Annotated in this window: 25 protein-coding genes; 16 read left to right on the top strand and 9 right to left on the bottom strand. The window is 72.7% G+C overall.

Annotation, left to right across the window (positions count from 1 at the left end; all coding sequences use genetic code 11):
• The first annotated feature begins 77 nt into the window (after positions 1–77).
• The gene (locus OG373_RS34985) at positions 78–2,177 is read left to right on the top strand and encodes a SpoIIE family protein phosphatase (RefSeq protein WP_405444312.1); all 2,100 of its coding nucleotides are present in this window, start codon (positions 78–80) and stop codon (positions 2,175–2,177) included.
• Between the two features lie 49 nt (positions 2,178–2,226).
• Here OG373_RS34985 and OG373_RS34980 read toward each other — a convergent pair whose 3' ends face one another.
• From OG373_RS34980 to OG373_RS34970, 3 genes are all read right to left on the bottom strand, one after another.
• Positions 2,227–4,038, bottom strand: a complete 1,812-nt coding sequence (locus OG373_RS34980) for a glycoside hydrolase family 15 protein (RefSeq protein ID WP_405442590.1) — start codon at positions 4,036–4,038, stop codon at positions 2,227–2,229.
• Between the two features lie 64 nt (positions 4,039–4,102).
• Positions 4,103–6,658, bottom strand: a complete 2,556-nt coding sequence (locus tag OG373_RS34975) for a discoidin domain-containing protein (protein ID WP_405442588.1) — start codon at positions 6,656–6,658, stop codon at positions 4,103–4,105.
• Between the two features lie 180 nt (positions 6,659–6,838).
• Positions 6,839–7,402, bottom strand: coding sequence for a DoxX family protein (locus OG373_RS34970; protein ID WP_405442587.1), 564 nt, complete (start codon positions 7,400–7,402; stop codon positions 6,839–6,841).
• Positions 7,403–7,522: 120 nt separating this feature from the next.
• Between OG373_RS34970 and OG373_RS34965 the strand changes: the two genes are divergently transcribed.
• Positions 7,523–7,987, top strand: a complete 465-nt coding sequence (locus OG373_RS34965) for a MarR family winged helix-turn-helix transcriptional regulator (RefSeq protein WP_405442586.1) — start codon at positions 7,523–7,525, stop codon at positions 7,985–7,987.
• A 55-nt stretch (positions 7,988–8,042) separates the two neighbouring features.
• A complete protein-coding gene (locus OG373_RS34960) occupies positions 8,043–8,339 on the top strand; it encodes a YkvA family protein (protein WP_405442584.1) in 297 nt (98 codons plus the stop codon).
• A gap of 13 nt (positions 8,340–8,352) precedes the next feature.
• Here the strand turns inward: OG373_RS34960 and OG373_RS34955 are convergent, their stop codons facing one another.
• From OG373_RS34955 to OG373_RS34945, 3 genes are all read right to left on the bottom strand, one after another.
• Positions 8,353–8,724 (bottom strand): VOC family protein, encoded by a 372-nt coding sequence (locus tag OG373_RS34955; protein WP_405442583.1) that lies wholly within the window; start codon positions 8,722–8,724, stop codon positions 8,353–8,355.
• 113 nt (positions 8,725–8,837) lie between these two features.
• Positions 8,838–9,473, bottom strand: a complete 636-nt coding sequence (locus tag OG373_RS34950) for an alpha-ketoglutarate-dependent dioxygenase AlkB (RefSeq protein ID WP_405442581.1) — start codon at positions 9,471–9,473, stop codon at positions 8,838–8,840.
• A gap of 39 nt (positions 9,474–9,512) precedes the next feature.
• Positions 9,513–10,802, bottom strand: a complete 1,290-nt coding sequence (locus tag OG373_RS34945; protein WP_405442580.1) for a hypothetical protein — start codon at positions 10,800–10,802, stop codon at positions 9,513–9,515.
• Between the two features lie 366 nt (positions 10,803–11,168).
• On the opposite strand from OG373_RS34945, the gene OG373_RS34940 reads away from it, so the two are divergent.
• The 3 genes from OG373_RS34940 (at position 11,169) to OG373_RS34930 (ending at position 12,746) form a co-directional block, all read left to right on the top strand.
• On the top strand, positions 11,169–11,396 hold the full coding sequence (locus OG373_RS34940; RefSeq protein ID WP_189733983.1) for a CbtB-domain containing protein: 228 nt from the start codon (positions 11,169–11,171) through the stop codon (positions 11,394–11,396).
• Between the two features lie 12 nt (positions 11,397–11,408).
• Positions 11,409–12,242: a CbtA family protein gene (locus OG373_RS34935; RefSeq protein ID WP_405442578.1), complete on the top strand. Its 834-nt coding sequence runs from the start codon at positions 11,409–11,411 to the stop codon at positions 12,240–12,242.
• A 126-nt stretch (positions 12,243–12,368) separates the two neighbouring features.
• Positions 12,369–12,746, top strand: a complete 378-nt coding sequence (locus OG373_RS34930) for an ArsR/SmtB family transcription factor (protein ID WP_405442576.1) — start codon at positions 12,369–12,371, stop codon at positions 12,744–12,746.
• Here OG373_RS34930 and OG373_RS34925 read toward each other — a convergent pair.
• Entirely contained in the window at positions 12,700–13,659 is a 960-nt protein-coding gene (locus tag OG373_RS34925) for an EamA family transporter (RefSeq protein WP_405442574.1), read from the bottom strand. The genes OG373_RS34930 and OG373_RS34925 overlap by 47 nt on opposite strands.
• 79 nt (positions 13,660–13,738) lie before the next feature.
• On the opposite strand from OG373_RS34925, the gene OG373_RS34920 reads away from it, so the two are divergent.
• The 8 genes from OG373_RS34920 (at position 13,739) to OG373_RS34885 (ending at position 22,725) form a co-directional block, all read left to right on the top strand.
• Positions 13,739–14,629: a LysR family transcriptional regulator gene (locus OG373_RS34920; RefSeq protein ID WP_405442572.1), complete on the top strand. Its 891-nt coding sequence runs from the start codon at positions 13,739–13,741 to the stop codon at positions 14,627–14,629.
• A gap of 97 nt (positions 14,630–14,726) precedes the next feature.
• Positions 14,727–16,088 (top strand): MFS transporter, encoded by a 1,362-nt coding sequence (locus tag OG373_RS34915; protein ID WP_405442570.1) that lies wholly within the window; start codon positions 14,727–14,729, stop codon positions 16,086–16,088.
• Between the two features lie 76 nt (positions 16,089–16,164).
• A complete protein-coding gene (locus tag OG373_RS34910; protein ID WP_405442569.1) occupies positions 16,165–17,619 on the top strand; it encodes a hypothetical protein in 1,455 nt (484 codons plus the stop codon).
• Positions 17,620–17,735: 116 nt separating this feature from the next.
• Positions 17,736–19,019, top strand: coding sequence for an AAA family ATPase (locus tag OG373_RS34905; RefSeq protein WP_405442567.1), 1,284 nt, complete (start codon positions 17,736–17,738; stop codon positions 19,017–19,019).
• Positions 19,016–20,281 (top strand): DUF2201 family putative metallopeptidase, encoded by a 1,266-nt coding sequence (locus tag OG373_RS34900; RefSeq protein ID WP_405442565.1) that lies wholly within the window; start codon positions 19,016–19,018, stop codon positions 20,279–20,281. The genes OG373_RS34905 and OG373_RS34900 overlap by 4 nt, the downstream gene beginning before the upstream one ends.
• 67 nt (positions 20,282–20,348) lie before the next feature.
• Positions 20,349–20,933 (top strand): RNA 2',3'-cyclic phosphodiesterase, encoded by a 585-nt coding sequence (gene thpR, locus OG373_RS34895; RefSeq protein ID WP_405442563.1) that lies wholly within the window; start codon positions 20,349–20,351, stop codon positions 20,931–20,933.
• A gap of 90 nt (positions 20,934–21,023) precedes the next feature.
• Positions 21,024–21,407 carry a hypothetical protein gene (locus tag OG373_RS34890; protein WP_405442562.1) on the top strand — a complete coding sequence of 128 codons (384 nt, stop codon included), beginning with the start codon at positions 21,024–21,026 and terminating at the stop codon, positions 21,405–21,407.
• Positions 21,408–21,666: 259 nt separating this feature from the next.
• Entirely contained in the window at positions 21,667–22,725 is a 1,059-nt protein-coding gene (locus OG373_RS34885; protein ID WP_405442560.1) for a tyrosine-type recombinase/integrase, read from the top strand.
• Positions 22,726–23,306: 581 nt separating this feature from the next.
• Here OG373_RS34885 and OG373_RS34880 read toward each other — a convergent pair.
• Positions 23,307–23,462 (bottom strand): DUF6131 family protein, encoded by a 156-nt coding sequence (locus OG373_RS34880; protein WP_405444311.1) that lies wholly within the window; start codon positions 23,460–23,462, stop codon positions 23,307–23,309.
• 93 nt (positions 23,463–23,555) lie between these two features.
• Between OG373_RS34880 and OG373_RS34875 the strand changes: the two genes are divergently transcribed.
• Positions 23,556–23,774, top strand: a complete 219-nt coding sequence (locus OG373_RS34875; RefSeq protein WP_405442559.1) for a hypothetical protein — start codon at positions 23,556–23,558, stop codon at positions 23,772–23,774.
• A gap of 181 nt (positions 23,775–23,955) precedes the next feature.
• Positions 23,956–24,276 carry an STAS domain-containing protein gene (locus tag OG373_RS34870; protein ID WP_405442557.1) on the top strand — a complete coding sequence of 107 codons (321 nt, stop codon included), beginning with the start codon at positions 23,956–23,958 and terminating at the stop codon, positions 24,274–24,276.
• A 212-nt stretch (positions 24,277–24,488) separates the two neighbouring features.
• Here OG373_RS34870 and OG373_RS34865 read toward each other — a convergent pair whose 3' ends face one another.
• Positions 24,489–25,175: a HemK2/MTQ2 family protein methyltransferase gene (locus OG373_RS34865; protein ID WP_405442555.1), complete on the bottom strand. Its 687-nt coding sequence runs from the start codon at positions 25,173–25,175 to the stop codon at positions 24,489–24,491.
• Positions 25,176–25,649 lie beyond the last annotated feature (474 nt).

The raw sequence follows: 25,649 nt of genomic DNA, 5'->3' as shown, positions 1-25,649 counted from the left end.
GCGCCGGCGCCGCGCCCGACACCACGGATGCCCCTGATGCGACGGCCCGGGTGCTCGCACGGGCCGCCGTGAACGCGATGGAGGCCGTCGGTGGGTACGCGGCCGGCGTCTACCTGCGCTCCCCCACCACCGGGCTGCTCCTGATGGCCGTGTTCGCCGGGCTGCCGCTCCGGCTGTTCCGGCCCTGGTGGCGGATGCAGGTGAACCGCCCGTTCCCGGTCGCCGAGGCCTACCGCTCCGGGCAGGCCGTGCTCCTGCACGACGCCGAGTCCACCATGAGCCGCTTCCCGCAGCTGATGGCCGGGCTGCCGTTCCCCTTCGCCTCGCTGTACGAGCCGGTGACCGACGGGACCGAACGGTTCGGCGTCCTGGTGGTGCTGCGCGAGGCGACCCCGGGCATCCCGGTCGGGACCGCGGACCGTGAGCGGCTGCGGCTGGCCGCGGAGCGACTGGCCGCCGACCTCGCCGCGCTCACGGCGGCCGGGGCGCCGGTGGTGTGGCAGGGCGACCCGGTGGACGGGCCGGCGCCGCCGCCCGAGACCGGGGCCGAGGGAGCACGCAGGGCCGCCGACCGCCTCGCGCAGGCGGTCCTCTCCCTGGACCGGCAGGGCCGGATCGGCTACGTGAACACGGCGGCGGAACACCTGCTCGGCATCGGCGGGCCGCAGCTGCAGGGGAAGCTGCTGTGGCAGGCGCTGCCGTGGCTCGGGCATCCGGCCTACGAGGACCACTTCCGGGCCGGCTTCATGTCCGGGGAGCCGGTGCACTTCGCCGCCCGGCGCGGTCGGCACGCCCCCGGGCAGTGGTTCTCGGTGGACCTGTACCCGTCGGTCGACGGCGTGACCCTGACGCTGGGCACCTCCGCGAAACCCGCCTACGCGCCGACGTCCCGGGCCGGCCGGGACGCGGACGCCGACCCGGCCCCGGCCGCGGACGCGGAGGTGGACGCGGACCTCGACGCGTCCGCGGACAAGGCCTCGGCGCTGTACCGGCCGGTGGCCCTCGCCATCGCGCTGACGGAGGCCGTCACGGCCCGGCAGGTGTCGGCGGTGGTCACCGAGGAGCTGCTGCCGGCCTTCGGCGGCCGCCAACTGGCGATCTACCTGCTCGACGAGCGGCATCTGTACCTGGCCTGGGAGACCGGATTTCCGCTGGGCTTCCTCAACCGGTTCGACGGTGTCTCGCTCGACGTCCGGCTGCCGGGGGTCGAGACACTGACCACCGGCCGCCCGATGTTCTTCGAGTCGATGCAGCACCTGGCCGCCGCCTATCCGGGCATTCCGCTGGACGCCGATGTCGGCGCCCGGGCCTTCCTGCCGCTGATCGCCTCCGGCCGGCCGGTCGGCTCGTGCATCCTCGGCTTCGACGCGCCCCGCGGCTTCAGCCCGGAGGAGCGTACGGCGCTCACCGCGCTCGCCGGGCTGATCGCGCAGGCCCTGGCGCGGGCCCGGCGTTACGACAGCGAAGCGGCGCTCGCCCGGGGTCTGCAGTCGGCCCTGCTGCCGCACCGGCTGCCGGTGCGCGAGCACGTGGCCACGGTCGGCCGCTACCTCCCCGGCACCCAGGGCATGGACGTCGGCGGCGACTGGTACGACGTCGTCGAGACGGGCACGGGCCTGCTGGCCCTGGTCATCGGGGACGTCCAGGGCCACGGGGTGGCGGCCGCGGCGACCATGGGTCAGCTGCGCAGCGCGGTACGGGCCTTCGCACTCAGCGGCAGCACGCCGGAGCAGGTGGTCAGCGGCACCAACCAGCTGCTCATCGACCTGGATCCGGGCCAGTTCGCCAGCTGCTGCTACATGCTGCTCGACCCGGCGTCGGGCTCGGTGATGGCCGCCCGGGCCGGGCACCCGCAGCCGCTGCTGCGCCACCCGGACGGCCGGACCGAGGTACTGGACCTGGCCGGCGGGGTGGTGCTCGGCATCGACCCGGAGGCCTCGTACCCGGTCACGGAGCTGCGGCTGACGACGGACTCGGTGCTCGCCCTCTACACGGACGGGCTGGTGGAGAAGCCGGGCATCGACATCGACATCGGCGTGGAGCGGTTGCGGGCGGCACTGGCCGCGGCCCGGCCCGGCCCGCTGACCGAGACCGCCGACCGGCTGATCAGCGAGGCGGGCAACACCGCCGACCGGCCGGACGACATCGCCCTGCTGCTGGCCTCCCGTACGGACTAGGCCGTCTCCTCGGGATCCTGCGGGCCCGGCAGGATCCGGAAGAGGCGGCCTAGCGGCGGCCGGTGTCGGTGTCGGTGTCGGGGCGGGCCAGGGCGATCGCGGTGTTCACCAGGCCGACGTGGCTGAACGCCTGCGGGAAGTTGCCGAGTTGGCGCCCGGCGAGGGGGTCGTACTCCTCGGCGAGCAGGCCCACGTCGTTGCGCACCGCCAGCAGGCGCTCGAACAGGGCGCGGGCCTCCTCCCGCCGGCCCGTCATGTGCAGGGCGTCGGTCAGCCAGAACGAGCAGGCCAGGAAGGCGCCTTCGTCGCCGGGCAGGCCGTCGACGGTGGAGCCCGCGGTACTGTAGCGGCGGACCAGGCCGCTGCTGCCGAGCTCGGCGCGCACCGCGTCGACCGTCCCGATGACCCGCGGGTCGTCGGGCGGCAGGAAGCCGACCCGCGGGATGAGCAGGGTCGCCGCGTCGAGCTCCTCGGAGCCGTAGTACTGGGTGAAGGTGCCCCGCTCGGGGTCGTAGCCCTTGGCGCACACCTCGCGGTGCACCTCGTCGCGCATGGCGCGCCAGCGGTCGACCTCGCCGGGGATGGAGGGGTCGCTCTCCATCGTCCGTACGGCCCGGTCGGCCGCGACCCAGGCCATGACCTTGGAGTGGACGAAGTGGCGGCGGGGGCCGCGGACCTCCCACAGCCCCTCGTCGGGCCGGCGCCAGTTGCGTTCCAGGAAGTCGAGGAGCGCGAGCTGGATCCGCCAGGCGTGGCGCTCGGCGGGCAGCCCGGCGGACCTGGCCAGGTGGAGGGAGTCGATGACCTCCCCGTAGACGTCCAGCTGGAGCTGGTCCACGGCCGCGTTCCCGACGCGGACCGGGGCGGAGGCGGCATAGCCGTGCAGCCACGGCAGTTCGACCTCGGGGATCCGCCGCTCGCCGGCGATCCCGTACATGATCTGGAGGTCGGCGGGGTCGCCCGCGACCGCGCGCAGCAGCCATTCGCGCCAGGCCCGGGCCTCGTCGAGGAAGCCGGTGGACAGGAGCGAGCCGAGGGTGAGGGTGGAGTCCCGCAGCCAGCAGTAGCGGTAGTCCCAGTTGCGGACTCCGCCGAGTTCCTCGGGCAGGGAGGTGGTGGCCGCGGCGACGATGCCGCCGGTCGGGGCGTAGGTGAGCGCCTTGAGGGTGATCAGGGAGCGGGTGACCGCTTCCTCGTACGGGCCCTCGTAGCGGCATTGGGATGTCCACTCCCGCCAGTCGGCGAGGCTCTGCTCCAGCGCGGAGAAGGGGTCGCAGGGCTCGGGGTGCGGGCGGTGCGAGGGGTGCCAGGTCAGGACGAAGGCGACGCGCCGGCCGGCGGTGACCGGGAACTGGGAGAGGGTGCTGTTGTCCTCGCCCCAGGTGCGGACGGGGGGTTCGCTGCGGAACCAGACGGAGTCGGGCCCGGCGATGGCCACCCGGTCGCCGTTGCTGCGGCGCACCCAGGGGACGACGTGGCCGTAGTCGAAGCGCAGGCGCAGGGTGCTGCGCATCCTGACCGTGCCGCTGATGCCCTCGACGACGCGGATGACGTCGGGGGCGGCGCCCTCGCGCTGGGGCATGAAGTCGGTGACCTTGGCGGTGCCGGTTTCGGTCTCCCAGTACGATTCCAGGATCAGTGAGCCGTCGACGTAGGCGCGGCGGGTGCAGGGTTCGCCGGGGGCGGCGTCGAGGGGTGCGATGCGCCAGTGGCCGTTCTCCTCGTCACCGAGGAGCTTGGCGAAGCAGGCGGCCGAGTCGAATCGCGGCAGGCACAGCCAGTCGATGGACCCGTCGCGGCCGACCAGCGCGCTGGTCATCAGGTCGCCGATGAGTGCGTAGTCTTCGATGGGTTGTGTCATTTGTGCGCTATTCCCCTGAATGTCCGGGGCCAATCAGCTCAGGCCCCGGACACCGCTCACAGGGTCAGGAGATGGTGACGAACCGGCCGATGCTCGGCACCCCCTGGGCGTCGAGGGCGAAGAGCAGGTAGGTCCCCGGCAGGACCACGCCGGTGTCGGCCGGTACGGACACCGTGTACGAGCCGCCTCCCGCTGCCGTGGAGACCACGGGTACCCGGCGCTGGTCGTTGTCGGTCGAGTGGGTCGCGGCAGCGGCCCGCATCAGGACGAAGGACGCCACCGGACTGTCGGTGCTCACGGTGAGCGAGGCGCCGGGGGTGGCCCTGGGCGGCACGCCCGCGGTGATGGCGGGACGCGGCTTCGGTGATCCGTCCGCGTTGAGCAGGTACGGCGGGGTGAAGATCGCCCCGTCGGCGTGGTTGGTCGCGCAGTCGCCGCACAGTCCGCCGCCGCCGGAGAAGATCCGCCCGTCGGGCAGCAGGTTGGCCACGCTGTGGTAGTTGCGCGGGACGGCCATGCTGGCGAGTGGGGTGAAGCGGCCGGTCGCGGGGTCCCACAGCTCGGGGGTCAGGACGGAGGTGGCGTCGCTGAACGGCACCGGATAGGCCTGGCCACCGAAGACGGCCACCTTGCCGTCGGGCAGGACCACGCTGTTGCTGAAGGCTCGGGCGTGCTCCATGTCGCCCGTCCGGGCGGCCTGGACCTGGCTGCCGTCGATACCCACCGTGTAGGCGCGCTGGGTGGCGGGGGTCTTCTCGTAGGCGGGCGAGCCGCCGAGGGTGAGCAGCTTGCCGATGTCGTAGGCGACGGCGTTGCCGGTCATCGCGTCCTGGCTGTCGGCCCGGCTACCGGCGGAGGTGATGCTTCCGCGGCCGCTGGTGGTGATCCAGTTCATCTGCTTGCTCGGGCCCAGTTGCAGCACCTTGCCGCCCGAAGTGGCGTGCAGCCACATGTGGTTGTCGGCCCGGTAGGGTCCGGCCGGGTCGGCCGTCAGCGCCGGGGCGGCCAGGACACCGGGCAGGCTGCGCCAGGTGCGGGTGTCCGGCGACCAGACCTCGCCGGCCTTGTCGGTGCCCGCGGTTCCGCTCCAGGATCCGCCCAGGACGAAGGCCTCGCCGGTGGAGAGCAGGGTCATGGCCTGGTAACCGCGGGCGATGTTCATGCTCGTGGTGGCGGACCAGTCGTCGGTGGCGGGGTCGTAGATGCTCGCCTTCTCCGCGTTGCTGCCGCCGGTGACCAGCACCCGGCCGTCGGCGAGCATGGCGATGCCCGGGCAGAACATGTCGTGTCCGGTGTTGTCGATGCGGCGCTGGGTGACCTTGCCCGTCTTCAGGTCCAGGATCGCGGTCTGGGTGTAGCCGCTGCTGCCGCCGAAGCGGTCGACGGCGTACGCGGACCAGGCCAGCAGCTTGTCACCGGGCAGGGCGGCGGTGGCCACCGGCACCAGGGGGAAGCCGGTGACCCGGCCCCAGGAACCGTGCACGGCCGGGCTGGCCGGCCCGCTCAGGCGTATCTCACCGGCCGAGGTCCAGGGGCCGCGGCCGCCGGCCTCGCTCGTCACGGTCAGCCGTATGTAGCGGGCGGTCTCGGTGCGCAGGAAGGTGGCGGTCTTGACGGAGTCGTCGTCCCGCCAGGTACCCGCGGCCACCGGCGCCCCGAAGGTGGATCCGTCGGTGCTGGTGGCGATGGAGTAGGCGCCCGCGCGCCCGTTGGGCCCGTCGGGGCGGGGGTGGTAGACGAGGGCGGAGACCGCCGCCGTGCGGTGCATGTCGATCGTGATGCTGTGCGGCAGCGGGGCAGGGGTGCCCGTCCACTTGCTGTGCCAGATGGTGTTGTCGTTGCCGTCGAGCACGTTGGCGGCACGGCCGTTCTCGCTGCCGGTCTCCTCGTCGCTCGCCGAGGCCGTCCAGCCGGACCGGGACAGGTCGACGGTGGCCGCCGGGGTACCGGGGTCGCCCAGCAGGTCGATCTCGGCGGCGGAGGACCAGGGTCCGCGGCCGCCGGCCTCGGTGAGCGCGGTCAGCCGGACGAACCGGGCCCCCTGCGGAGCGAACCCGAGGGTCTTGGCGCCCGCGTCGTCCGCGAGCGTGCCGGTGGCCACCGGGCTCGCCCAGTTCTGCCCGTCGGCGCTGAGGCTGATGCTGTACTCACCCACGCGCCCGTTGGGGCTGTTGGTGCGGGGCCGGTAGACGAGCGCGGAGACGACCGCCGTGCGGTGCATGTCGATCGTGATGCTGTGCGGCAGCGGGGCAGGGGTGCCCGTCCACTTGCTGTGCCAGATGGTGTTGACGTTGCCGTCGAGCACGTTGGCCGCGCGGCCGTTCTCGCCGGCGGTCTCCTCGTCGCTCGCGGTGGCCGTCCACCCGGCCCGGTCGAGCACCGGAGCCGTCGGCTCCATCGCGTTCGCCGGCGCGATGCCGTGGTGCGGCGACTGGGTCGCCGTCTGCTGCTCGACGGGTACGGGCGCGGGTCGGGGCGCCGGCGCGCGGCCGGCCGCAGCCGTGCTCGTGACCCCGAGCCACGGGATCAGGCCGATCAGCAGCGAACCGAGGCCGAAGGCTATGAGCAGGTGGGAACGGCGTAACGCGCGGTGAAGGGCGAGGAAGCGCCTGGACTGCAATCTGACCTCCCGGGGCGGGCTGATGTGCCCCGTAGAACATAGGTCAGCGTCATGACAACTCGCCTGTAGTCAAAGAGAGTTGGCGCAAATCAATATGGCCGGTACGGCCTCGGCGTGCGACAGCCGGGATTCGCCGAGGGGGCGCGGACCTCGGCCCGCGCCCCCTCCGAAAGAGACGGCCTAGTCGCGGACGAGGAGCAGCGCGGCGGCGAGGATCACGCCGAGGGCGACGGCGAGGGCGCCGTGCGCGAGGCGGTGGCTGCGCACCACGGGCAGGAAGCGGTCGACGGCGTACCGTCCGGGGCCGGTGAGGGCGAGGGCGGCGGCGCCCGCGGTCAGCAGCAGCTCGTACTCGATGCCCTTGGGGGCGAAGAAGGCGCCGGCTCCGTGGACGGCGATCGCGTTGATCAGGGTGCCGACGATCGCGGCGCCGGCGAGCGGGGTGAGCAGCCCGAGGACGAGGCCGAGCCCGCCGAGGGTCTCGGTGAGGCCGGCGAGGACGGCCATGGCATCGCCCGCGGGATATCCGCTGGCGGTGAAGAACTGGCCGGTGCCGCTGACGCCGCCGCCCCCGAACCAGCCGAAGAGCTTCTGCGAGCCGTGCGCGGCCATGGTCAGACCGAGCACGACACGCAGGAGCAGCAGGCCGGTGTCGTGGCCCGGAGTGGAGAGGGCGGCGGGCCGGGGGCCTGCGGCCGGGGCGGCGGCCTGCGGCTTCGTCGCGGTGACGGAGGGGCTGGTCATCGGGGGTCCTTCCGGTCGGGCGGCCCGTGGGGAGGCAGGGAGGAGTTGTTCAAATTCGAACCGCTGAGCCCCGACCCTAACCATTGATTCAAATTGGAACAACCCGTGTAGTCTGGCGCCATGGCTGAACCGAGATGGCTGGACGACCGCGAGATGCGGGCCTGGAGCGGATTCCTCGCCGCGTCGGCCCTGGTGAACCGCCGCCTCGACCAACAGCTCAAGGACGACGCCGGGCTCTCCCACCCCCAGTACGAGATCCTCGTGAGGCTCGCCGCGGCGCCCGGGCGCGAGCTGCGCATGACCGAGCTGGCCAACGGCCTGATCAACTCCAAGAGCGGGCTGACCTACCAGGTCACGCAGATGGAGAAGGCCGGGCTGGTCCGCCGCCGCAGCTGCCCCTCCGACGTCCGCGGCGTCTTCGCCGTCCTCACCGACGCCGGCAGCGCCAAACTGGAGGAGGCCGCGCCCGGGCACGTGGCGACGGTGCGGGAGATCCTCGTCGACGTCCTGACCCCCGGGCAGCTCGACGCGCTCGCCGACGGGCTGGGCGAGGTCGGCCGCCGGCTGCGCGGAGACGGCGCCTGAACGGATCCGGGCACGAACCGGGTATCACGGACCGAAATCGGGGTATAGGGCCGCCATGGACGGAAAGGTCTGGCTCACCCTGGGCGTGATCATCGCGGTAGGCCTCGCGATCGCCGCGGCCGTGCTGCTCGTACGGGTCTTCGCGGCCCGGCGACTGCTGCTCGACTCGGGAATCCCGCTGCGCGACAAGGCGCTGTTCTGGGTCGCCGTCGCCTACACCGTCTCGCCGGTGGACCTGATTCCGGACCCGGTGTACCTGGACGACATCGGCGTCCTGCTGCTGGCGCTGCGGTCGCTGCACGCGGCGGCCGGAGCCGTTCGCCCCACGAAGGAGCCCGGCGCCACCGCCTGAGCGACCGCCCGGGTCAGACGTGCTGGTCGAAGAGGACCGGATTGCCGTCCGGGTCGAGGACGAGGAAGCTGCCCGGGCCCGCGCCCGACTCGTCGACCTCCGTCAGGAACTCCACACCCCGCGTCTTCAGCTGCCGCTGCACGTCACGGATGTCGGTGAAGGAGTCGAGCGCGGTCGCACTGCTGTCCCACCCCGGATTGAAGGTCAGCATGTTCCTCTCGAACATGCCGACGAACAGCCCGATGACGACATCGGCGTTCTTGAGGATCAGCCAGCCCTGCTCGGGGTTCCCGCCGAACACGGCGAACCCGAGCTTCTCGTAGAACGCCCGGGAGGCATCGAGGTCGCGCACGGTGAGGCTCACGGAGAAGGCGCCGAGATCCATGCGCACCAGCCTGGACGCCCCCGGGCGGCGCCGCAACCGCGACCGCGGGACGCGACCGCGGGAGGCGGCCGCCAGCGGCGGAGGACGGAAGGCGCAAGGCGCAAGGCGCCAGGTCAGCGGACGCCGCGGGGCCGGAACTGGATACTGATGCGGGGGCCGACGGCCCGGGTCGACTTGGGCACGGCGTGCTCCATGGTCCGCTGGCAGGAACCGCCCATGACGACGAGGTCGCCGTGCCCCAGGGGCAGCCGCAGCAGGGTGGCGCCGCCGTCGCGGGGGCGGAAGGCGAGATCCCGCGGATCGCCGACGGAGACGATGGCCACCATGGTGTCCTCGGTCGACGAGCGGCCGGTCCGGTCCCCGTGCCAGGCGACGCTGTCCCGGCCGTCGCGGTACAGGCACAGGCCGGCGGTGGTGAAGGGCTCACCGAGTTCGGCGGCGTAGTGACCGGTCAGTGCCTCGCGGGCGCCCATGAGCGCGTCATGGGGCAGCGGCTCGCCCTCGCCGTAGAAGGCGAGCAGCCGGGGCACCTCCACCTCGCGCTCGTACATCTGCCGCCGCTCGGCGCGCCAGGGCACATCGGCGGCCAGCCGCTCGAAGAGCGCGTCGGCGCCGCTCAGCCAGCCGGGCAGTTGGTCGACCCAGGCCCCGGCGCCGAGCCGGGTACGCCGCAGGCCGGCGAGGGGGCCGAGCCGGATCTCGTCGCCCTGGTCGAAGAGGGAACCCTGAAGGCCCTGGACTGCGTGCATGGCCCCAGCGTAACCCCGCTAACCGAACATGTGCACGAATTACGCGGCGGTACGTGGACCGGTTCGCGGGCCCGCCGCACCCGACCCCGGCCCCGTACGGCGGGAGGGCCTGCAGAGCAGGGTGACGGCCACGGACACCCCGGCGGCGACGGCGATCGCGGCGCCCGGGGCGAGGTACTGGGCCAGGCCGCCGACGAGCGCGGCGCCGAGGCCCTGCCAGGTCGTCCGGCCGGCCGACTCGACCCCCTGGACCTGGCCGCGGATCGGGGCGGGGGTCTGTTCGAGGAGCTGCTCCTGGAGGGGCAGGGTGGCCGCGAAGCCGGCACTCGCGAGGAACACCGCGACCGCCAGGACCGGGACGGGCGGGTGGAGCGCGAACAGCAGGAAGGGGGCGGCCAGCAGCAGCCGCAGGGCGAAGGCGTACCGGCGCCGCCGGTCTGCGGTGAGCAGCCGGCCGACGGTCAGGTCCCCGAGAAGCATGCCCGCCGATCCGGCGGCCAGGAAGGTGCCCGCGTGGCCGGGGTCGTAGGAGAGGAAGAGGGCCTCGCAGCCGACGATCAGACCGTTGGGGACCCACAGGTTCAGCAGCAGCATCCGGCGGCCCGGGTGGGAGAACAGCTCGGCGTTCGTGGCCCAGGTCCGGCGCAGCCCGGGGCGGCGGGTGAGCCGGATCGAGTGCTCGCGGACGGTGGCCGCCACCACGGCCACCCCGAGGCCGGTCAGCGCCGCCGCCGTCACGAAGACCCCCTGCGGGCTCAGGTGGCGCAGCAGTACGGCGCCGAGGGCGAAACCGACGATCGCGGTGCCGCCCGAGGTGATGTTCATCAGCGAACGGGCGGGCGCGTAGGCGGAGGTGGGTACGACCTCGGCGAGCAGCCCCAGCCGGGTGCCGGTGCCGAGGGACTGGAAGAAGCCGAGCGTCAGGAGCAGGGCGAACCGGACCGCGAGCGGCAGCGCCGGGATCGCCTGGGCGGCGACACCGGCCAGCGAGGCGAGTTGGAGCAGGACGAGGGTCCGGCGGGGCCGTTTCCCGTCGGCGACCGACATCAGCGTCAGCGCGCCGAGCACCGTCGCGAAGGTGGCGCCGTACATGCTCACGGCCGTGAGGAACGGGGAACGGGTCTGCTGGTTGACCAGTGTGCCGAGTGCGAAGCCGGACAAAGTGCTCGCGGCGACGGTGAGGGTGAAGCTGATGTACAGACCACTGAACTCCCTGTTGCGGAGCAGGTCTCGGTAGCCGGTGGCGGCCGGTGCGGAGGGCGTGACGGGAGCTGTGACGGGAGGCGTGAAGGGAGGAGTGGTGGGGTCGGTGAACCGGTGTGAAGGCATGAAAAAAGCCTCCGGACACATGCACGGGGGCACGCACGCCGAAGGCCAACGCGGTCATTCTAGCAGCGCTGCCGTCCAGTTGGTGGACACTTCGAGTCCACCGGATACCGCCGAATCCGTATTACCGCAGCGTAGGCGTGTGATCAGAGACTCACGGTCTTGGCCGCAGGCCCGGCGCACGGTAGCGTCACGGCGACATTTCCACATAGCGACGACGGCGAGACGGAAGCCCGGTGTGAATCCGGCATGGTCGCGCCACTGTGTGCTGCGGCGGCACCCCCGGGGTGGCGGCGCGGCGAGTCAGACCCGAGGACCGTCGTCCTGCACCACCGTATGGGACGCGTTGTTCCCCGAGGAGGTTCCATCATGGCCGAGGCTCTCGCTTCCGCTGCCGTATCCACCCCCGCCGGCTCCCTGTCGGCTCCGCTGCCCGTGCGCGCGGTGCTGCCCTGGGCGCTCTTCGTCGGCCTTCTGATGCTCGTCGCCCTGTACTTCGTCGGCGCCGAACAGGGCGCCACGGCCGTGTTCGCCGGTGAGGGCGTGCACGAGTGGGTGCACGACGGTCGTCATCTGCTCGGCTTCCCCTGCCACTGAGAGGCCGTGCACATGTATGCCTCTACTGTCAGAGGACTGCTGGTCCGCGGCATGCTCGCGGGCCTGATAGCCGGGCTGTTCGCCTTCGCCGTCGCCTATGTGGTGGGTGAGCCCCCGGTACGGGGTTCCATCGCCGTGGAGGAGGCGCAGGCCGCCAAGGACGCCGCGGGCGCCCCGAGCGCTCACGCCGGGCACGGCGGTGACGCCGCGTCGGGCGAGGCCGCGGAGGAGGAAGAGCTGGTCAGCCGACCGGTTCAGTCGACGGCCGGCCTGGCCACCGGCGTCCTCGTCTACGGGGTCGCGCTGGGCGGCATCGCCTCGCTGGCGTTCTCGTTCGCCCTCGGGCGGGTGGGCGGGTTCAGCCCGCGGGCCACTGCGGCGCTCACCGCGGCGGGCGCCTTCGCCACGGTCTACCTGGTGCCGTTCCTGAAGTACCCGGCCACCCCGCCGGCGGTCGGCAACCCGGACACGATCGGTCAGCGCACCACGCTGTTCTTCCTGATGATCCTGCTCAGCGTGCTGCTCGGCGTCGGCGCGATCATCCTCGGACGACGGCTGGCACCGCGCCTGGGCAACTGGAACGCGACGCTGGCCGCGAGCGGCGGCTTCGTCGTCGCCACCGCCCTGGCGTTCGTGTTCCTGCCGGACAACAGCGACGCGGTCCAGCCCGGTTTCCCCGCCGCCCTGCTGTGGGAGTTCCGGGTCGCCTCGCTGGCCGTCCAGCTGGTGCTGTGGACGGTGTTCGCCATCGTCTTCGGTGTCCTCGCCCAGCGACTCCTCGCCGCGCGCACCGACGGCGCGGAAGCTGCGGCTCCGGCTCAGCAGGAGGCGCCCGCGCTCGGCTGACGCCGACCGCCACGCCGGTGCGAGGGCCCCGCCGACCCCCTGCGGGGAGGCGGGGCCCTCGCATGTGCGCGCACCGGTGTACGGAGGCCGCCCGGCGCGGACTCCGTACCGCCTTACGATGTGGGCATGAGTGCAGGCACGCGTCCGGCAGGTGCGCAGGGTGCGCAGGCGGAACAGCACCGGGCCGACCGGGGTGATCGGGGCGACCGGCTGGAGGTCGCCGCGTCCGTACTCGCCCTGCTCGCCGACCGCACCCGTCTGTCGCTCGTGGAGCGCCTCGGCCGGGGCGAGGCCGACGTCACCACCCTCACCGAGGCCTGCGGAGCCGCCCGCCCCTCCGTCAGCCAGCACCTCGCCAAGCTCCGCCTGGCCGGGCTGGTCACCACCCGCAAGGACGGGCGCCGGGTCGTCTACGCCCTGGGGCACGGGCATTTGAGGCGGCTGGTGGACGAGGCGCTCAACGTCGCCGACCACGAACTCCGTTCCCTCCCGCCGCACGACTGACGGCGGCGGGCGGAGCCGGGCGGACGGCCGGGCGGCCGCGCGCGGGCAGTTGTCCCGCGACGATCGCCGCGAGCGCGAGCCCGAAGCCCACGAGTTGGACCGGGCCGAGTGTCTGGCCGAGCAGGACTGCCCCGAGCAGCGCGGCGACCAGGGGCGAGAGCAGCCCGAGCACCGCGGCGGAGGTCACGGGCAGGGTGGCGACGCCCTGGAACCACAGCACGAAGGTGGCCAGGCCGCAGACCAGGCCGAGCCAGAGGTAGCCGAGGGCCTCGGCCGGGCCGATCGCGGGCGGCGCTCCTTCGGCGAGGAACGTGACGGGGACGAGGAACAGACCGCCCGCCGTGAGCTGCCAGCCCGCGAACGCGGTGGGTCCGACCCCGGCGGGACGTCCCCAGCGCTTGGTGAGCGCGACCCCGAACGCCAGCGTGGCCGCGGCGGCCAGACCCGCCACGATGCCGACGGCGTCGAACGCCGCGTCCGGGCCGATCACCACCAGGCCGATGCCCGCGACGCCGACCACGCCCCAGGCGAGGCGCCGGGCGGACGGGCGCTCGCGGAGTACGGGCACGGCCAGGAGCGCGACCATGAGGGGCATGGCCGCCGTCAACGTGGCCGCCACACCTCCCGGCAGGCGTTCGGCCGCGACGAACAGCAGCGGGAACAGCAGTCCGATGTTCAGCGTGCCGAGCACCGCGACCCTCCCCCACCAGGCTCCGCGCGGCAGTGTCCGGGTGATCGCCAGTGCGATCAGGCCGGCGGGCAACGCCCTCAACAGGCCCGCGAACAGCGGGTGTCCCGGCGGGAGCAGCTCGGTGGTGACGACGTAGACCGTGCCCCAGGTCAGCGGCGCGAGCGCGGTCAGGAGGGTGCGGGGCAGGTTCCCACGGGCCGTGCGTACGGCTGGACTTGTCATGCGTCGGAGTCTCTTGCGCCCCGATCGATGAGTCCAACACATGTTTGTCAGCTCATCGATCGCGATCCACGATGGATCCATGGAACTCCAGCAGATGCGCTACGTGCTCGCCGTCGCCGAGACGAACAGCTTCACCCGGGCCGCCGAGCGGTGTCTGGTCGTCCAGTCCGCCCTCAGTCACCAGATCGCGCGCCTGGAACGGGAGCTCGGCGCGCGGCTCTTCGAACGCACCAGCCGCCGGGTGCGGCTGACGCCGGCCGGTGCGGCCTTCCTTCCGGCCGCCCGCCAGTGCCTGGACGCCGCCGAGCGGGCCGCCGCCGAGGTCGCGGCGGCCGTCGGTGAGGTGCGGGGGCGGCTCGCGGTGGGGCTGATCCCCACCGTGGCCGCGGTCGACATCCCGGATGCGCTGCGCGACTTCCGGGGCCGGTACCCGCAGGTGCGCATCAGCCTGCGGGTGGGGGCGAGCGAGGACCTGGTCGAACAGGTCCGGGAGGGCGCCCTCGACGTGGCGTTCCTCGGGCTGCCGACCACGGCCCGGCCCCAGGGGGTCGCCGCCCACGAACTCGCCCGGGACCGGCTCGTCGCCGTGGTCGCGCCGGACCATCCGCTCGCCGGGCAACCGTCGGTCGACCTCCGCAGGCTCTCCCGCGAGGTGTTCGTGGACCTGCCGGCCGGGACGGCCGGACGCGTCCAGTCCGACCTGGCCTTCTCGGCCGCCGGTCTGGTCCGGGACGTCGCCTTCGAAGTGACCGGCGCGGACTACATCGCCCGGCTCGTGGGGCCGGGCCTCGCGGTGGCCATGCTGCCGTCCGCCTACGCGCCCCGGCTCGCCGGAGTCGTGACCGTCGAGGTGACCGACGCCCCGGCCCGCGTCGAGTACGTCGTCTGGCGCCGCACCGGCCGCACTCCCGCGGCGACCGCCTTCCTCGCCGCGCTCGACGTCGGCATACAGGACGGGCACGACTGCTGACCTCACCTCCCACCCCGCAAAAGGTGCATAGATGCGCACATGTTGACTACGCTGAATCCGACATGCTGTCATCGATCCGCCGACCGGGACGGGGACCGTGCTGTCCGTACTGCGCAACGGCACCTATCGCCGTCTGTTCACCGCCCAGGTCGTCGCCCTCGTCGGGACCGGCCTCGCCACCGTCGCACTGAGCCTGCTCGCCTACGACCTCGCGGGTGACGACGCCTCCGCGGTACTGGGCACCGCCCTCGCGATCAAGATGATCGCCTACGTCACCGTCGCCCCGGTGGTCGGTGCGCTGGCCGACCGGATTCCCCGCCGCACCCTCATGACGGCCATGGACCTCACCCGCGCCGGCGCGGCCGCGGTCCTGCCCTTCGTCACCGAGATCTGGCAGATCCACGTCATGGTCTTCCTGCTCCAGGCAGCGTCGGCGGCCTTCACCCCGACCTTCCAGGCCACCGTCCCCGCGATCCTGCCCGCCGAACGCGACTACACCCGGGCCCTGTCGATGACCCGGCTCGCCTACGACCTGGAGAGCCTGTTCAGCCCGGTCCTGGCCGCCGCCCTGCTCAGCCTGGTCTCCTACGACTGGCTGTTCGCGGGCACCACCGCCGGTTTCCTCGCCTCCGCCGCGCTCGTCGTCGCCACGGCGCTGCCCGCGCCCGCCCCCGTCGAGCGGACCGGCGGGGTCCACGCCAGGGCCGCCTTCGGCACCCGCCTCCTGTGGACCACTCCGCGGCTCCGCGCCCTGCTCGCGCTCGACCTCGCGGTCGCCGCCGCCGGAGCCGTCGTCTTCGTCAACACCGTCTCCCTGGTACGCGGCCACCTCGACCGCCCGGCCGGCGCCGTCCCGCTCGCCCTCGGTGCGTACGGCACCGGATCCATGCTGACCGCGCTCCTCCTGCCCCGCCTCCTGCAACGCTCGACCGACCGGGCGGTGATGCTCGGCGCCGGCTTCGCCCTGCCCGTGGTCCTGGCCGCCGGGGCGGCGCTCACCGCGACCGGCCCGCGCGCATGGTCCTGGCCGGCGCTCCTGGCGGTCTGGGCCGCCATCGGAGCCGCCTGCTCCGCGGCCCTGACCCCGGGAGGGCGGGTGATCCGCCGCTCCACCGCCGACGCGGACCTGCCCGCGGCGTTCGCCGCGCGGTTCTCCCTCTCCCACGGCTGCTGGCTGCTCACCTACCCGCTGGCCGGGTGGCTCGCGGCGGGGACGGGGCTGCCGCTGACCGTCATGGTCCTGGGAGCCGTCGCCCTGGGCGCCGCCACGGCCGCGGCGATGACCTGGCCGGCCCGTGACCCGTACCGGCTGGAGCACCTGCATCCGGACCTGCCGCCCGGTCACCCGCACCTCGCCGACGCCCGCCCGGCCACCGGCGGCTGGCAGCACGGGCACCACTACGTCATCGACCGGCACCACCACCGGTGGCCCGGAAAAACCTCTGGCCGGTCGGCGTGAGGGTCGATACGATCACCACGATGACGACTTCTTCTGCTCACAGATCGGGGGTCCCGTCCACGCAAGGTGAGTGCTGATGCTCACTCGAACCGTGCACGAGGATTCCCGCCTTTCCCTCTGGCTCCGCGTACGCCGGTACGCCGTGCCTCCGTCCATGATCGAGACCGCCACCGTCCGCCGCTCCGCCGGGGACTGGGCCGGGGCCTGCGCCGCAGCGGGCGTCGACGTCGATTTCGATCTGCGTTTCCTGGCGCGCTCGCGCGGCCAGGACCTCGCGTCCCGGATCCGGGCCGACCTCCGCCATCTCGCGCCCGACCTGTTGCGCTGGCACATGCCGCGCATCGCACCCGACGGACTGCTGCGCCCCGGGCTGACCGTCCCCCTGGCCCGGTACGACACGGGCGAGCCCTACGACGCGGACGCGCGGGACGGCACTGCCGTGCGGGACGACCCGCGCACCCGCCCCGTGTACCTCGTGGCCCGGACCCCGCCCGCGTGGGCGGACGGCGGTCAGCGGATCAGCCTCGCCCTGTGGGACGGCTCCCGCCCCGCGGACGGCTCCTGGGGCGATCCGCGGCGCCCGGCCCGTCCCGACCGGCGGTTCCGTCTCGACCTGCACCGGCCCCTGTGGGACGCCCGCCGGGCCGACGAACTGAGGATCCGTTCCGGGGCCGGCCGACGGCCCGCCCACGACCCGCCCGCCCCGGACCCCGAACTCCTCGCGGCGCTCCCGCAGGGGCACCGGTGCGCCGTCGACCGGTGGGCCGCCGAGGCCGCGATCCTGCTCCGCGCCGAGGGCCGGGCTACCGGCGCCGTCACCGTACGGCCGGGGGGCGGGCGGCGGTTGCTGCTGGACCTCGTGGCGGACGGACCGGGCCCGCCCGTCCTGCGGGTCGGAGCCGCGCCCGCCGGACACGCCGCCGCACTGCCGGTACTGCCCGACGCGGCGGTGTGGACCCTGCCCGACCTGGAACTGGTCCGCACCGGATCCATCGAGGTCGAGCGCCTGCACCCGCTGGTCGCCTCGGCGTTGGCGGCGGACCCTGTGCCCGACCGGGCGCCGGGAGGCCCGCCCGGGACCGCGGACCGCGCGGGAGAACCCCGCCTCGTCGAGTGCCGGGGCGCCCGGCACCGTATCGGCCTCGTCGACGGGGTACTGGCCGCACTGGACCACGATCCGGCCGAGATCCGCCGGGAGGAACTGCTCGCCGCGCTGACCGGTACGCCGCTGCCCTGCCTGCAGGCCATCGACACGGCGCACCGTCAGCCGGACTGCCTCACCGGGGTCCGCGAACGCCTGGACCACGGCGACATCGCCGGCGCGCTGGCCGTGGTCGAGGGGCTGCTGGGCCCCGACGCCCTGCTGCGCGCCGGGGCGCTGCGGGACGAACTGGAAGCCGCCGCGGAGCGGCGGATCACCTACGGGCTCTTCCGGTCGGGCCTGGCCGGACCCGGACCCGGCCGGACCCGCCCGGGAGAACTACGCCCCCGGGGCCACCGCCCCCACCCGCGCCAGGCGCACGCCCGCTGACCCGGGGGACCCCCCGTCCCCCGGGCCCACCCTGCCCCGACCCGACCCGACCCGCCCCGCCCTGCCCTGCCCCGGCCCGCCGGCCGGCTTCCTCACGAACCCACAGGTGATGCCACATGCCCTCGTACACCCCGTCCGCCGCCACCACCGACACCCGTACCGAGCCGGTGCACGGCCGTCCCTCCCGGCTCGCCGTCGCCGACGCCCTGCTGACGCTGCTGCGCGACACCACCACCGAACCGCGCCCCGACGACCAGTTGGAGGCCCTGACCCTGGCCGTGGCCGCCGACCTGCCCGTACTCCTGTGGGGTGAGCCCGGCATCGGCAAGACCGCGGCCCTGACCCAGCTCGCCGAAGCCCTGGACCTGCCCCTGACCACGGTGATCGCCAGCGTGCACGAGCCGTCCGACTTCTCCGGTCTGCCCATCGTCGGGGACGACCCCGCCGAGCAGGGCGTCCCGATGGCCCCGCCGGACTGGGCGGTGCGACTCGTCCGCGCCGGGCGGGGACTGCTGTTCCTGGACGAGCTCTCCACCGCCCCGCCGGCCGTCCAGGCCGCCCTGCTCAGGCTCGTACTGGAACGGCGGATCGGCTCCCTGCAACTGCCGCCCGGGGTGCGGATCGTGGCCGCCGCCAACCCGCGGGGCTCGGCGGCCGACGGCTGGGAGCTGAGCCCGCCCCTGGCCAACCGGTTCGTCCACCTCCAGTGGACCCACGACCACGACGTCGTGGTCCGCGGCCTCGGCGGGACCTGGCCCCGGGCGACGCTGCCGCACCTGGACGCCGCGAAGCTGCCGACGGCCGTGGAGGACGCCCGCCGTGCGGTGTGCGGGCTCCTCACCACCCGCCCGGCGCTCGTACACCGGCTGCCCAGCAGCGAGGCCCGCCGGGGAGGCGCGTGGCCGTCGCCGCGCAGCTGGGACATGACGGTGCGTCTGCTCGCCTTCGCACACGCGGCCGGCTCCTCCCGGGAGGTGCTCTCCATGCTGGTCAGGGGCACGGTCGGGGACGGTCCGGGGCTGGAACTGCTGGCCGTCCTGGACCGCATGGACCTCCCGGACCCCGAGGACCTGCTCGCCGACCCGGCGGGGGCCGACCTGCCCGAGCGGGGAGACCGGCGCCAGGCCACGCTCGACGGTGTGGTGGCGGCGGTCCGCAAGCGCCCGGACAGAGCCCGCTGGGACGCGGCGTGGGCGCTCCTGGTCCGGGCCCTGGAGACCGGAGCCCCGGACCTGGTCGTCGTTCCCGCGACCACGCTCGCGGCGCTGCGCCAGGAGGACTGGGACGTTCCGGAGTCGATCGAGCGGCTCGCCGGTGTGGTGACGCTGTCCCGGCGCGCGGACCGGTCGGTGGAGCGGGCGGCGGCCCGCACCGGGGAGCCCGTCGGGGCCGGCCGATGAACGCGGCGGCGACCGCGGCACCCGGAACGGCGGAACTCGACCTCGACAAGCTCTTCGCGGCCCGGCTGCACGCCGCCCGGGTCCGGCCCTACCTGGCGACCGCGCTGTTCGCCCTGCACACCGTGGAATCGCGGCGGGTGCCGACCATGGCCGTCGACCGGCACTGGAGGTGCTACGTCTCGCCCGGGTTCGTGGACCGCACACCGGTGGAGGAGCTCGCCGGGGTCTGGGTCCACGAGGTGTCCCACCTGCTGCGCGACCACCACGGACGCGGTGACCGGGTGGCCCGGGAGCGCGGGCTGACCGGACCGGGGGAACGGCTGCGGATGAACATCGCGGCCGACTGCGAGATCAACGACGACGTGTACGGCGAGGGACTGGTGGAGCCGGAAGGAGTACTGACGCCGCAGTCGCTGGGACTGGACCCGGGCGAACTCATGGAGGACTACCTGCGGCAGTTCCGGCTCGGACCGCTCACGCAGGAACTGGTCTGGTTGGACTGCGGCAGCGGCGCCGACGGACTGGAACGCGCGTGGGACCTGGGGCCGGACGGCGCGCACGGCCTCAGCGCGCAGGAACAGGACGCGGTGCGCTTCCGGGTGGCACAGGGGATCAACGGGCGTCCCGGCAGCGCTCCGGCGGGGTGGCGGCGGTGGGCGGAGGAGGCCTTCCACCCACCGCAGCCCTGGCGGGAGTTGCTGGGAGCGGCGGTCCGGTCGGCGGCCTCCGGCGCGGGTGCGGGCGAGGACTACAGCTACGCCCGGCCCTCGCGGCGCTCGGCCGCGGTGCCCGGCGCCGTCCTGCCGAGCCTTCGGCGCAGGCCGCCGCGGGTCTGTGTGGTCATCGACACCTCCGGTTCGGTCAGCGACGCCGAGCTGGGCGCTGCGCTGCTGGAGGTCGCGGCGATCGCCCGTGCCGTGGGCGGGCGCAGCGACATGGTCAGCGTGGTGCCGTGCGACGCGGCGGCCCGGATCGTGCACCCGCTGTGCAGCGGGGAGGGCATCCCGCTGCTGGGCGGTGGAGGGACGGATCTGCGCACGGGGTTCGCGAAGGCCCTGGGCACGGGGCCCCGGCCGGACGTGATCGTGGTCCTGACCGACGGCCAGACGGCATGGCCGGCCGTGCGGCCGCCGTGCCGGACGGTGGTGGGTCTCTTCGCCCGCCAAGGGGCGGGCCGGTGGAGCGAGAACGATCCCGACTACGTGCCGGACTCGCCTCCGGCGTGGGCCCGCGTGGTGACCATCGGCTCCGGCGCCCGGTGACCCGTCGGCGCGGGGCCCGCGGAGCGGAAGATGACGGAAGGTGCCCCGACAGGATACGAAGACCCTCGTGAGTGAAAAGACCCAGGCGGCGACCGTCCGCGTGTTCATAGCGCTGGCCCCGCCCGACGACGCGAAGGAAGAGCTGGAGGAGCGGCTGCAGCCCGCCTACGCCGCGTACCCGCGCATGCGCTGGAACCGCATCGAGGACTGGCACATCACCCTGGCCTTCCTCGGCGAGCTCCCGGTCACCGCCGTCGAACTCCTACGACCGCCGCTCGCGGAGCTCGCCGAGACCCGGCGGCCGCTGGGGCTCGCGCTGCGCGGCGGCGGGCACTTCGACGAGCGGGTCCTGTGGACCGGGATCGACGGAGACCTCGAAGGACTGCACCTCCTCGCCGCCGACGTGCGCGCCGTGGTCACCGACTGCGGCATCCCCTTCCACGGCCGGCCGCTGCGCCCCCATCTGACTCTGGCGCGCTCCCGCCGCCACGACACCACCAGCGCGGTGGAGGCGGCAGCCGGACTCGACGCCTTCGCCGGCCGCCCGTGGCAGACCCGGCGCCTCCACCTCGTCGGGAGCAACACCGGCCGCGGCCCCGGCCCCATCCACTACCGCGACATCCAGGCCTGGCCCCTGGGCGGCGAGGGCTGAACGAGCCCCGTCGCCGCTACGCTGACAGGTCCTGCGGACAGCGAGGGAGCGCGGCAGTGGGGGCCGGATCATCGGAAACCGAGGAGCCCCATGGTCGACGTGCCCCGAACCGGTCGGCAACCGGGTGAGCAACCCGTCGAGTTGCCCTACGAGGAGATCACCGCCCCCGAGTACACGGCACTGGCGGCCGCGCTCTTCACCCTGGAGGAGGGCGGACCGGACGGGACGGTGCTGCGCGGCAGCTGCCCGAGATGCGGGGCGGTCCTGGTGGTCCGCACGGCCGGGGAGTCGCTGCGGGGGCTGCGCCTGCGCTCCTTCCCGGAGGCCGTCCGGCGCATGCCGGCGGCTCCCCCGGCCGGTGAACGCGTCGAACCGATGCGCTGCACCTGCGAGGACGCGCATCCGGGACGCCCGGAGGGACGGGTCGGGTGCGGTGCGTCCTGGACGCTGCTGCTCACGGAGGAACCCGGGTGACCCGGCGGGCCCTCGCGTTCGCGCCACGGCTTGCTCCGCTTCCTCCGCACGGGTCGCCCGCCCTCGTATCGTGGCGACGGACGGCCGCCGCGAGGGTCCGTCCGTGGTCCGGCCCGAGCCGAACGCCCGTCGAACGACCGGTTGGAGCGGCATGAGGATGCTGATCAACTTGCCCTGGTTTGGCGCGGCCGCAGGTCAGGACCATCCTGAGCGCATCGAGGTCAGCAAACTCCCAGCATGAGTCCAGGAGACGTGCACTTTGGCGACCAAACTCATCCGAGGGATGGGCAGCTTCTTCAAGAGCTGCGACTGCACCCGGCAGGGCCGATGCCCCCACCCCTACGCCATCCGCTACCGCGACGCGTCGGGCCGGCAGCGCGAGGAGACGGGCTACGCGACCCAGCAGGACGCCCTCGACCGCATGACGAAGGTGTACCAGCAGAAGCAGGACACTCCGCAGCGGCAGGCTATGGAGAAGCGCGAGCTGGGCAAGCACCGGTTCGGGGAGTACACCGCCGCGTGGCTCCCCCGGCAGCGCCACTTCGCCCCGGGCACGGTCCGCACCGTGAGCCGGCTGCTGGACAACCACGTGTTGCCCAGCTTGGAGTCCCGCCGGGTCAACACGTTCTCCTCTACGGTGGTCGACGACTTCTTTCAGGCCATGGAGGAGCCGGGCACGGGCCTCGCCACACAGCAGAACGCCTTCGACACTCTCAAGAAGGTGCTCCTCGACGCACACCGGCGCGGAGCCATCACTGACGATCCGTTCCACGGGGTCGTCCCGCCCGGCTACGTTCCCGAGCAGATCACGATTCCGACCAAGGAGGAGACCCACGCTCTCAAGGCAGTGGCCTCCGACGGACTACGCGTCCTCATCGACCTGATGTCAGACTGCGGGCACCGAAACGGCGAGGCCTACGCCGCCAACATCGAGCGGATGGTCGCGGACGACGCGTACCGAATCTCCGAGCAGATAGACGGGGTGACGCGGGAGCGGTGCCGACTCAAGCACCGCAAGCCCGGAGAGTTCCGCGAGGTGCCCATGCCGGCAACCGTGCGAGACTCCCTGCTGCGCTACGAAGCGACTCACGGAACAAGCCCCGACGGATATCTACTCCGGACGCAACGGAGCCCCCACTGGGCGCACATCACACTCGAGTACCAATGGCGGGCTGCCAGGAAGCGAGCCGGCATCACACGAACGCTCAAGCCCTACTCGCTGCGCCATTACTTCGCGTCGAACTGCCTCACCAAGGGCATCCCCATCACGGATGTGGCGGAGTGGATGGGCCACAAGAACATCAACCTTGAAACTTGAGCCGCCCACCGAATTAGTACAGAGGGATCCCGTCCCGTCGCGAGACGCGGTACATCCAGCACTCGGACATGTCCAGGTACTCGGCCGCATTCAGCGATCCCGACGACCTGACGACTCATGCGACAACCTCTCCGAAACGTCCTGCATCGAGGCTACGAAGAAGTGACGGCCGCACCTGACACAGCCCTGTGAAGGGCGTCAGACCCAGAGCGGGCAAGCCGCCGAAAAGTTCCCCATGGCCAAGCAACGAGCAATTGCCAACCGGGGGTCGACAGGCTCGGCCAGAAGATCCGAAGCGGACCCGGGCAGCGCCTGTACGCAGGCCACCCCGCCGCTGCTCCGCACCCTCGCCGGCCAGGTGACCACCCTCGTGGAGCAACCATGATGTCCGGGCTCCACCGGTCACCCGGGCCGTTCCACCGCACCAAACACCGGAGTGGTCGCCAGGCTCGACGCTGTCGTTCTACGCCGACAGGCTCGTCGAGCGCCGGGGCCACGACATCGACGCTGCATCGCACAACTCGTCGCTCCGGCAGACGTTGTCACGCTGGCCGTGCGCGTTCCCTGAGGTAGGACCTCCGTCACCAGTAGTGCTTCCGGCTCCCAACAGCGTGACCCGTTGCTCCGAGGATCCAGAGAACAGCTCCGACGACCAACAGAATGATCCCGATGGTCCACAGGATGGAAATTCCGGTCACGAATCCGATGATGAGCAGAATGATGCCAAGGACGAGCATGGTGTCCTCCAACGCCTCTTGCTGCTTCACATCCAGGGTAGGCGCCAACCGCATCCGGTAGCCTGTCCAGGCACGGATCGAAGGAGCGATGTCATGATTATCATCCCCGGACTCATCATTCTGGGCATCGCCGCCCCTGTCGGCCTGCTCGGAGTATTCGGCAATGCGGGCGCCGGGCACGCAATCAGCAACGGCAACTTCTCGATTCTCGGATACCGCGCCACCGGTTCGACCGGATCACTCATCCTTACCGGAATCGATGACGCCCGCACCGGAATCGATGACGCCCGCGCCGAGACCGGGGCCCGGTGACTGACGCCCCTCATGGCCGAGGCCGCTGGTTCGGCCTCCGATCCTCACCCCGCTGACGGCTGTAGGCGGTGCATACGCGATGCGACTACCCTTCCGGCCCCGCACCAGGGCCTTGCGCCCTCGGCGCGGCCGGCGGCCGACGTACGGTTCCTGGCTGGCTGCCACGCTCAGCGGGACCCGCGTGAGCACGCTGCCAAATCAAGGGGACGGCACCCTCGTCCTCGTGCTCGCCGGTGAGTTCGACCGTGGGACCTTGGCACATTTCCGCAAGGCGTTGGCCGAGGCCCAGGCCGGCCCGGCCGTACAGACAATCATCGACGTTTCGGGGGTCGCCTACGCCGACTCCGGTCTGCTACGGCTCCTCGTACAGGCCCATCACCGGCTCCCCCGGTTCACAGTGGCGGGCCCCCTGCCACCCCAACTGCGGCGCATCCTGGAACTCAATGGTGCAGCTGGGGTCCTACGCATCGCGCCGGATTTGGAAGCGGCGCGACGCGCCTGAGGCCGCCGCGCTCGCCCTGCGGGAAGACCGCCCCCGCCACCGGCGCCCCGTCTCATGGCTTGCGGATCTGGTTCTCGAGGTGGCGGTTAGCGAAGCGGGCCGGGACGCCCGGCCATCCAGGATGATCTCGGCCCGGCCTCAAGCAGGACTGAGCCCGGGGAGCACTGACGCGCGGCAAGCGGCCTCGCCGCGGAATCGGAAGCGTGGAGCTGTCAGCGGTGCTGGGCGCGGATGACCACCAGCTCTTCCCGTTCCTCAGCCCCGACCGCCAGGCCCTGCTGTTCCAGCCACGACCGTCGCGATCGCAGGACCGGGCCCCACGGCACGATGGCCGTCGCCGTGATCTTTGCGGCCAGCCCTGCCCCCGCCAGCCGGTCGAGGGTCGCCTCGGCACCGCATATCCCCGAATGCACCATGAGCAGGATTCCACCGGGCCGCAGCAGGGCCGGGGCGTCCACGCAGATCCGGTCGATGACCGCGCGCCCGTCGAGTCCGGCATCCCAAGCCCGTTCCGGCCCCCGCGTTGGCAGTCGACTGCCGGGTGCGGGGACGTACGGAGGGTTCGAGACGACCATGTCGAAGCGCCGCCCCGTGGTGCGAGCCTCGAAATCCCCATGCAGGACGCGCAACGGCGATCGGTGAATCCAGGCGTTCAACCGGGCCGTCGCCACCACGGGCCAGGACACGTCGACGGCCTTGGACTGTGCGCCCCTCGTCGCGGCGTTCAGGGCCAGGGCGCCGGTGCCCGTACCGATCTCCAGGACGTCGGTATAGGGGCCGAGGTCCTCATTGGCCAGGGCCGTGGCGAGGAGGCCGGTGTCCGCCTGCGGCTGGTAAACCCCCGGCAGGGCCACCAGGCCACCGGGCAGCATGGCCAGGGACAGAGCAGTACGGGGCATCCGCTACCTCCGGTTCCGCTGCAGCCCCCCGAGCGAGCCACAGGGATTGACGAGGTGCGCCTGCCCTGACCGCGGCGCCTCATCCAACGGAGCATCGGTCTTCGGAGGATCAGACCAAAAGCGGCCCCAATTCGCAGCACCTATGGCAAATGCGCACCCGTTACCGAACCAAGCAGCCGACAAATGATTAAGAGTTCAAAATCTTGAAAGCGAGGTGTCGGCTAGACATAATCACAGCGGCCACGCACTCCGCAGGCTCACATTCGACAGGTAGCCAAGATGGCGCATCGAGGACGCCGGATCCCGAGGAGCGTGCTACCTCACTTCCTCGGCCCACCCGTCGGGCTACCGTGGAAAGGGGCCAATGAGAGGTGCTCGGCAGGAACGCGCATGCACCCACCCCCAGCAGACCGACCGGAATCAGCGCAGCGAGTAGCCATTCAGGCACGTCCCCCCAGAGCCTTCCCCGCACTC

Origin of the sequence: Streptomyces avidinii, from assembly GCF_045161815.1 — a bacterium.
Classification (GTDB): domain Bacteria; phylum Actinomycetota; class Actinomycetes; order Streptomycetales; family Streptomycetaceae; genus Streptomyces; species Streptomyces avidinii.
This window is presented reverse-complemented; position numbering and strand designations above follow the sequence as displayed.

Bases quoted from the DNA above. Each gene is read 5' to 3' on its own strand.
- OG373_RS34955 (WP_405442583.1), bottom strand. From the start codon at position 8,724: ATGGATCTCGGCGCCTTCTCCGTGAGCCTCACCGTGCGCGACCTCGAT.
- OG373_RS34890 (WP_405442562.1), top strand. From the start codon at position 21,024: ATGGTCGACGTGCCCCGAACCGGTCGGCAACCGGGTGAGCAACCCGTC.
- OG373_RS34930 (WP_405442576.1), top strand. From the start codon at position 12,369: ATGAGTGCAGGCACGCGTCCGGCAGGTGCGCAGGGTGCGCAGGCGGAA.
- OG373_RS34960 (WP_405442584.1), top strand. From the start codon at position 8,043: ATGGACGGAAAGGTCTGGCTCACCCTGGGCGTGATCATCGCGGTAGGC.
- OG373_RS34965 (WP_405442586.1), top strand. From the start codon at position 7,523: ATGGCTGAACCGAGATGGCTGGACGACCGCGAGATGCGGGCCTGGAGC.
- OG373_RS34920 (WP_405442572.1), top strand. From the start codon at position 13,739: ATGGAACTCCAGCAGATGCGCTACGTGCTCGCCGTCGCCGAGACGAAC.
- OG373_RS34925 (WP_405442574.1), bottom strand. From the start codon at position 13,659: ATGACAAGTCCAGCCGTACGCACGGCCCGTGGGAACCTGCCCCGCACC.
- OG373_RS34970 (WP_405442587.1), bottom strand. From the start codon at position 7,402: ATGACCAGCCCCTCCGTCACCGCGACGAAGCCGCAGGCCGCCGCCCCG.
- OG373_RS34880 (WP_405444311.1), bottom strand. From the start codon at position 23,462: ATGCTCGTCCTTGGCATCATTCTGCTCATCATCGGATTCGTGACCGGA.
- OG373_RS34905 (WP_405442567.1), top strand. From the start codon at position 17,736: ATGCCCTCGTACACCCCGTCCGCCGCCACCACCGACACCCGTACCGAG.
- OG373_RS34950 (WP_405442581.1), bottom strand. From the start codon at position 9,473: ATGCACGCAGTCCAGGGCCTTCAGGGTTCCCTCTTCGACCAGGGCGAC.
- OG373_RS34865 (WP_405442555.1), bottom strand. From the start codon at position 25,175: ATGCCCCGTACTGCTCTGTCCCTGGCCATGCTGCCCGGTGGCCTGGTG.
- OG373_RS34940 (WP_189733983.1), top strand. From the start codon at position 11,169: ATGGCCGAGGCTCTCGCTTCCGCTGCCGTATCCACCCCCGCCGGCTCC.
- OG373_RS34935 (WP_405442578.1), top strand. From the start codon at position 11,409: ATGTATGCCTCTACTGTCAGAGGACTGCTGGTCCGCGGCATGCTCGCG.
- OG373_RS34875 (WP_405442559.1), top strand. From the start codon at position 23,556: ATGATTATCATCCCCGGACTCATCATTCTGGGCATCGCCGCCCCTGTC.
- OG373_RS34980 (WP_405442590.1), bottom strand. From the start codon at position 4,038: ATGACACAACCCATCGAAGACTACGCACTCATCGGCGACCTGATGACC.
- OG373_RS34900 (WP_405442565.1), top strand. From the start codon at position 19,016: ATGAACGCGGCGGCGACCGCGGCACCCGGAACGGCGGAACTCGACCTC.
- OG373_RS34945 (WP_405442580.1), bottom strand. From the start codon at position 10,802: ATGCCTTCACACCGGTTCACCGACCCCACCACTCCTCCCTTCACGCCT.
- OG373_RS34985 (WP_405444312.1), top strand. From the start codon at position 78: ATGGAGGCCGTCGGTGGGTACGCGGCCGGCGTCTACCTGCGCTCCCCC.
- OG373_RS34910 (WP_405442569.1), top strand. From the start codon at position 16,165: ATGCTCACTCGAACCGTGCACGAGGATTCCCGCCTTTCCCTCTGGCTC.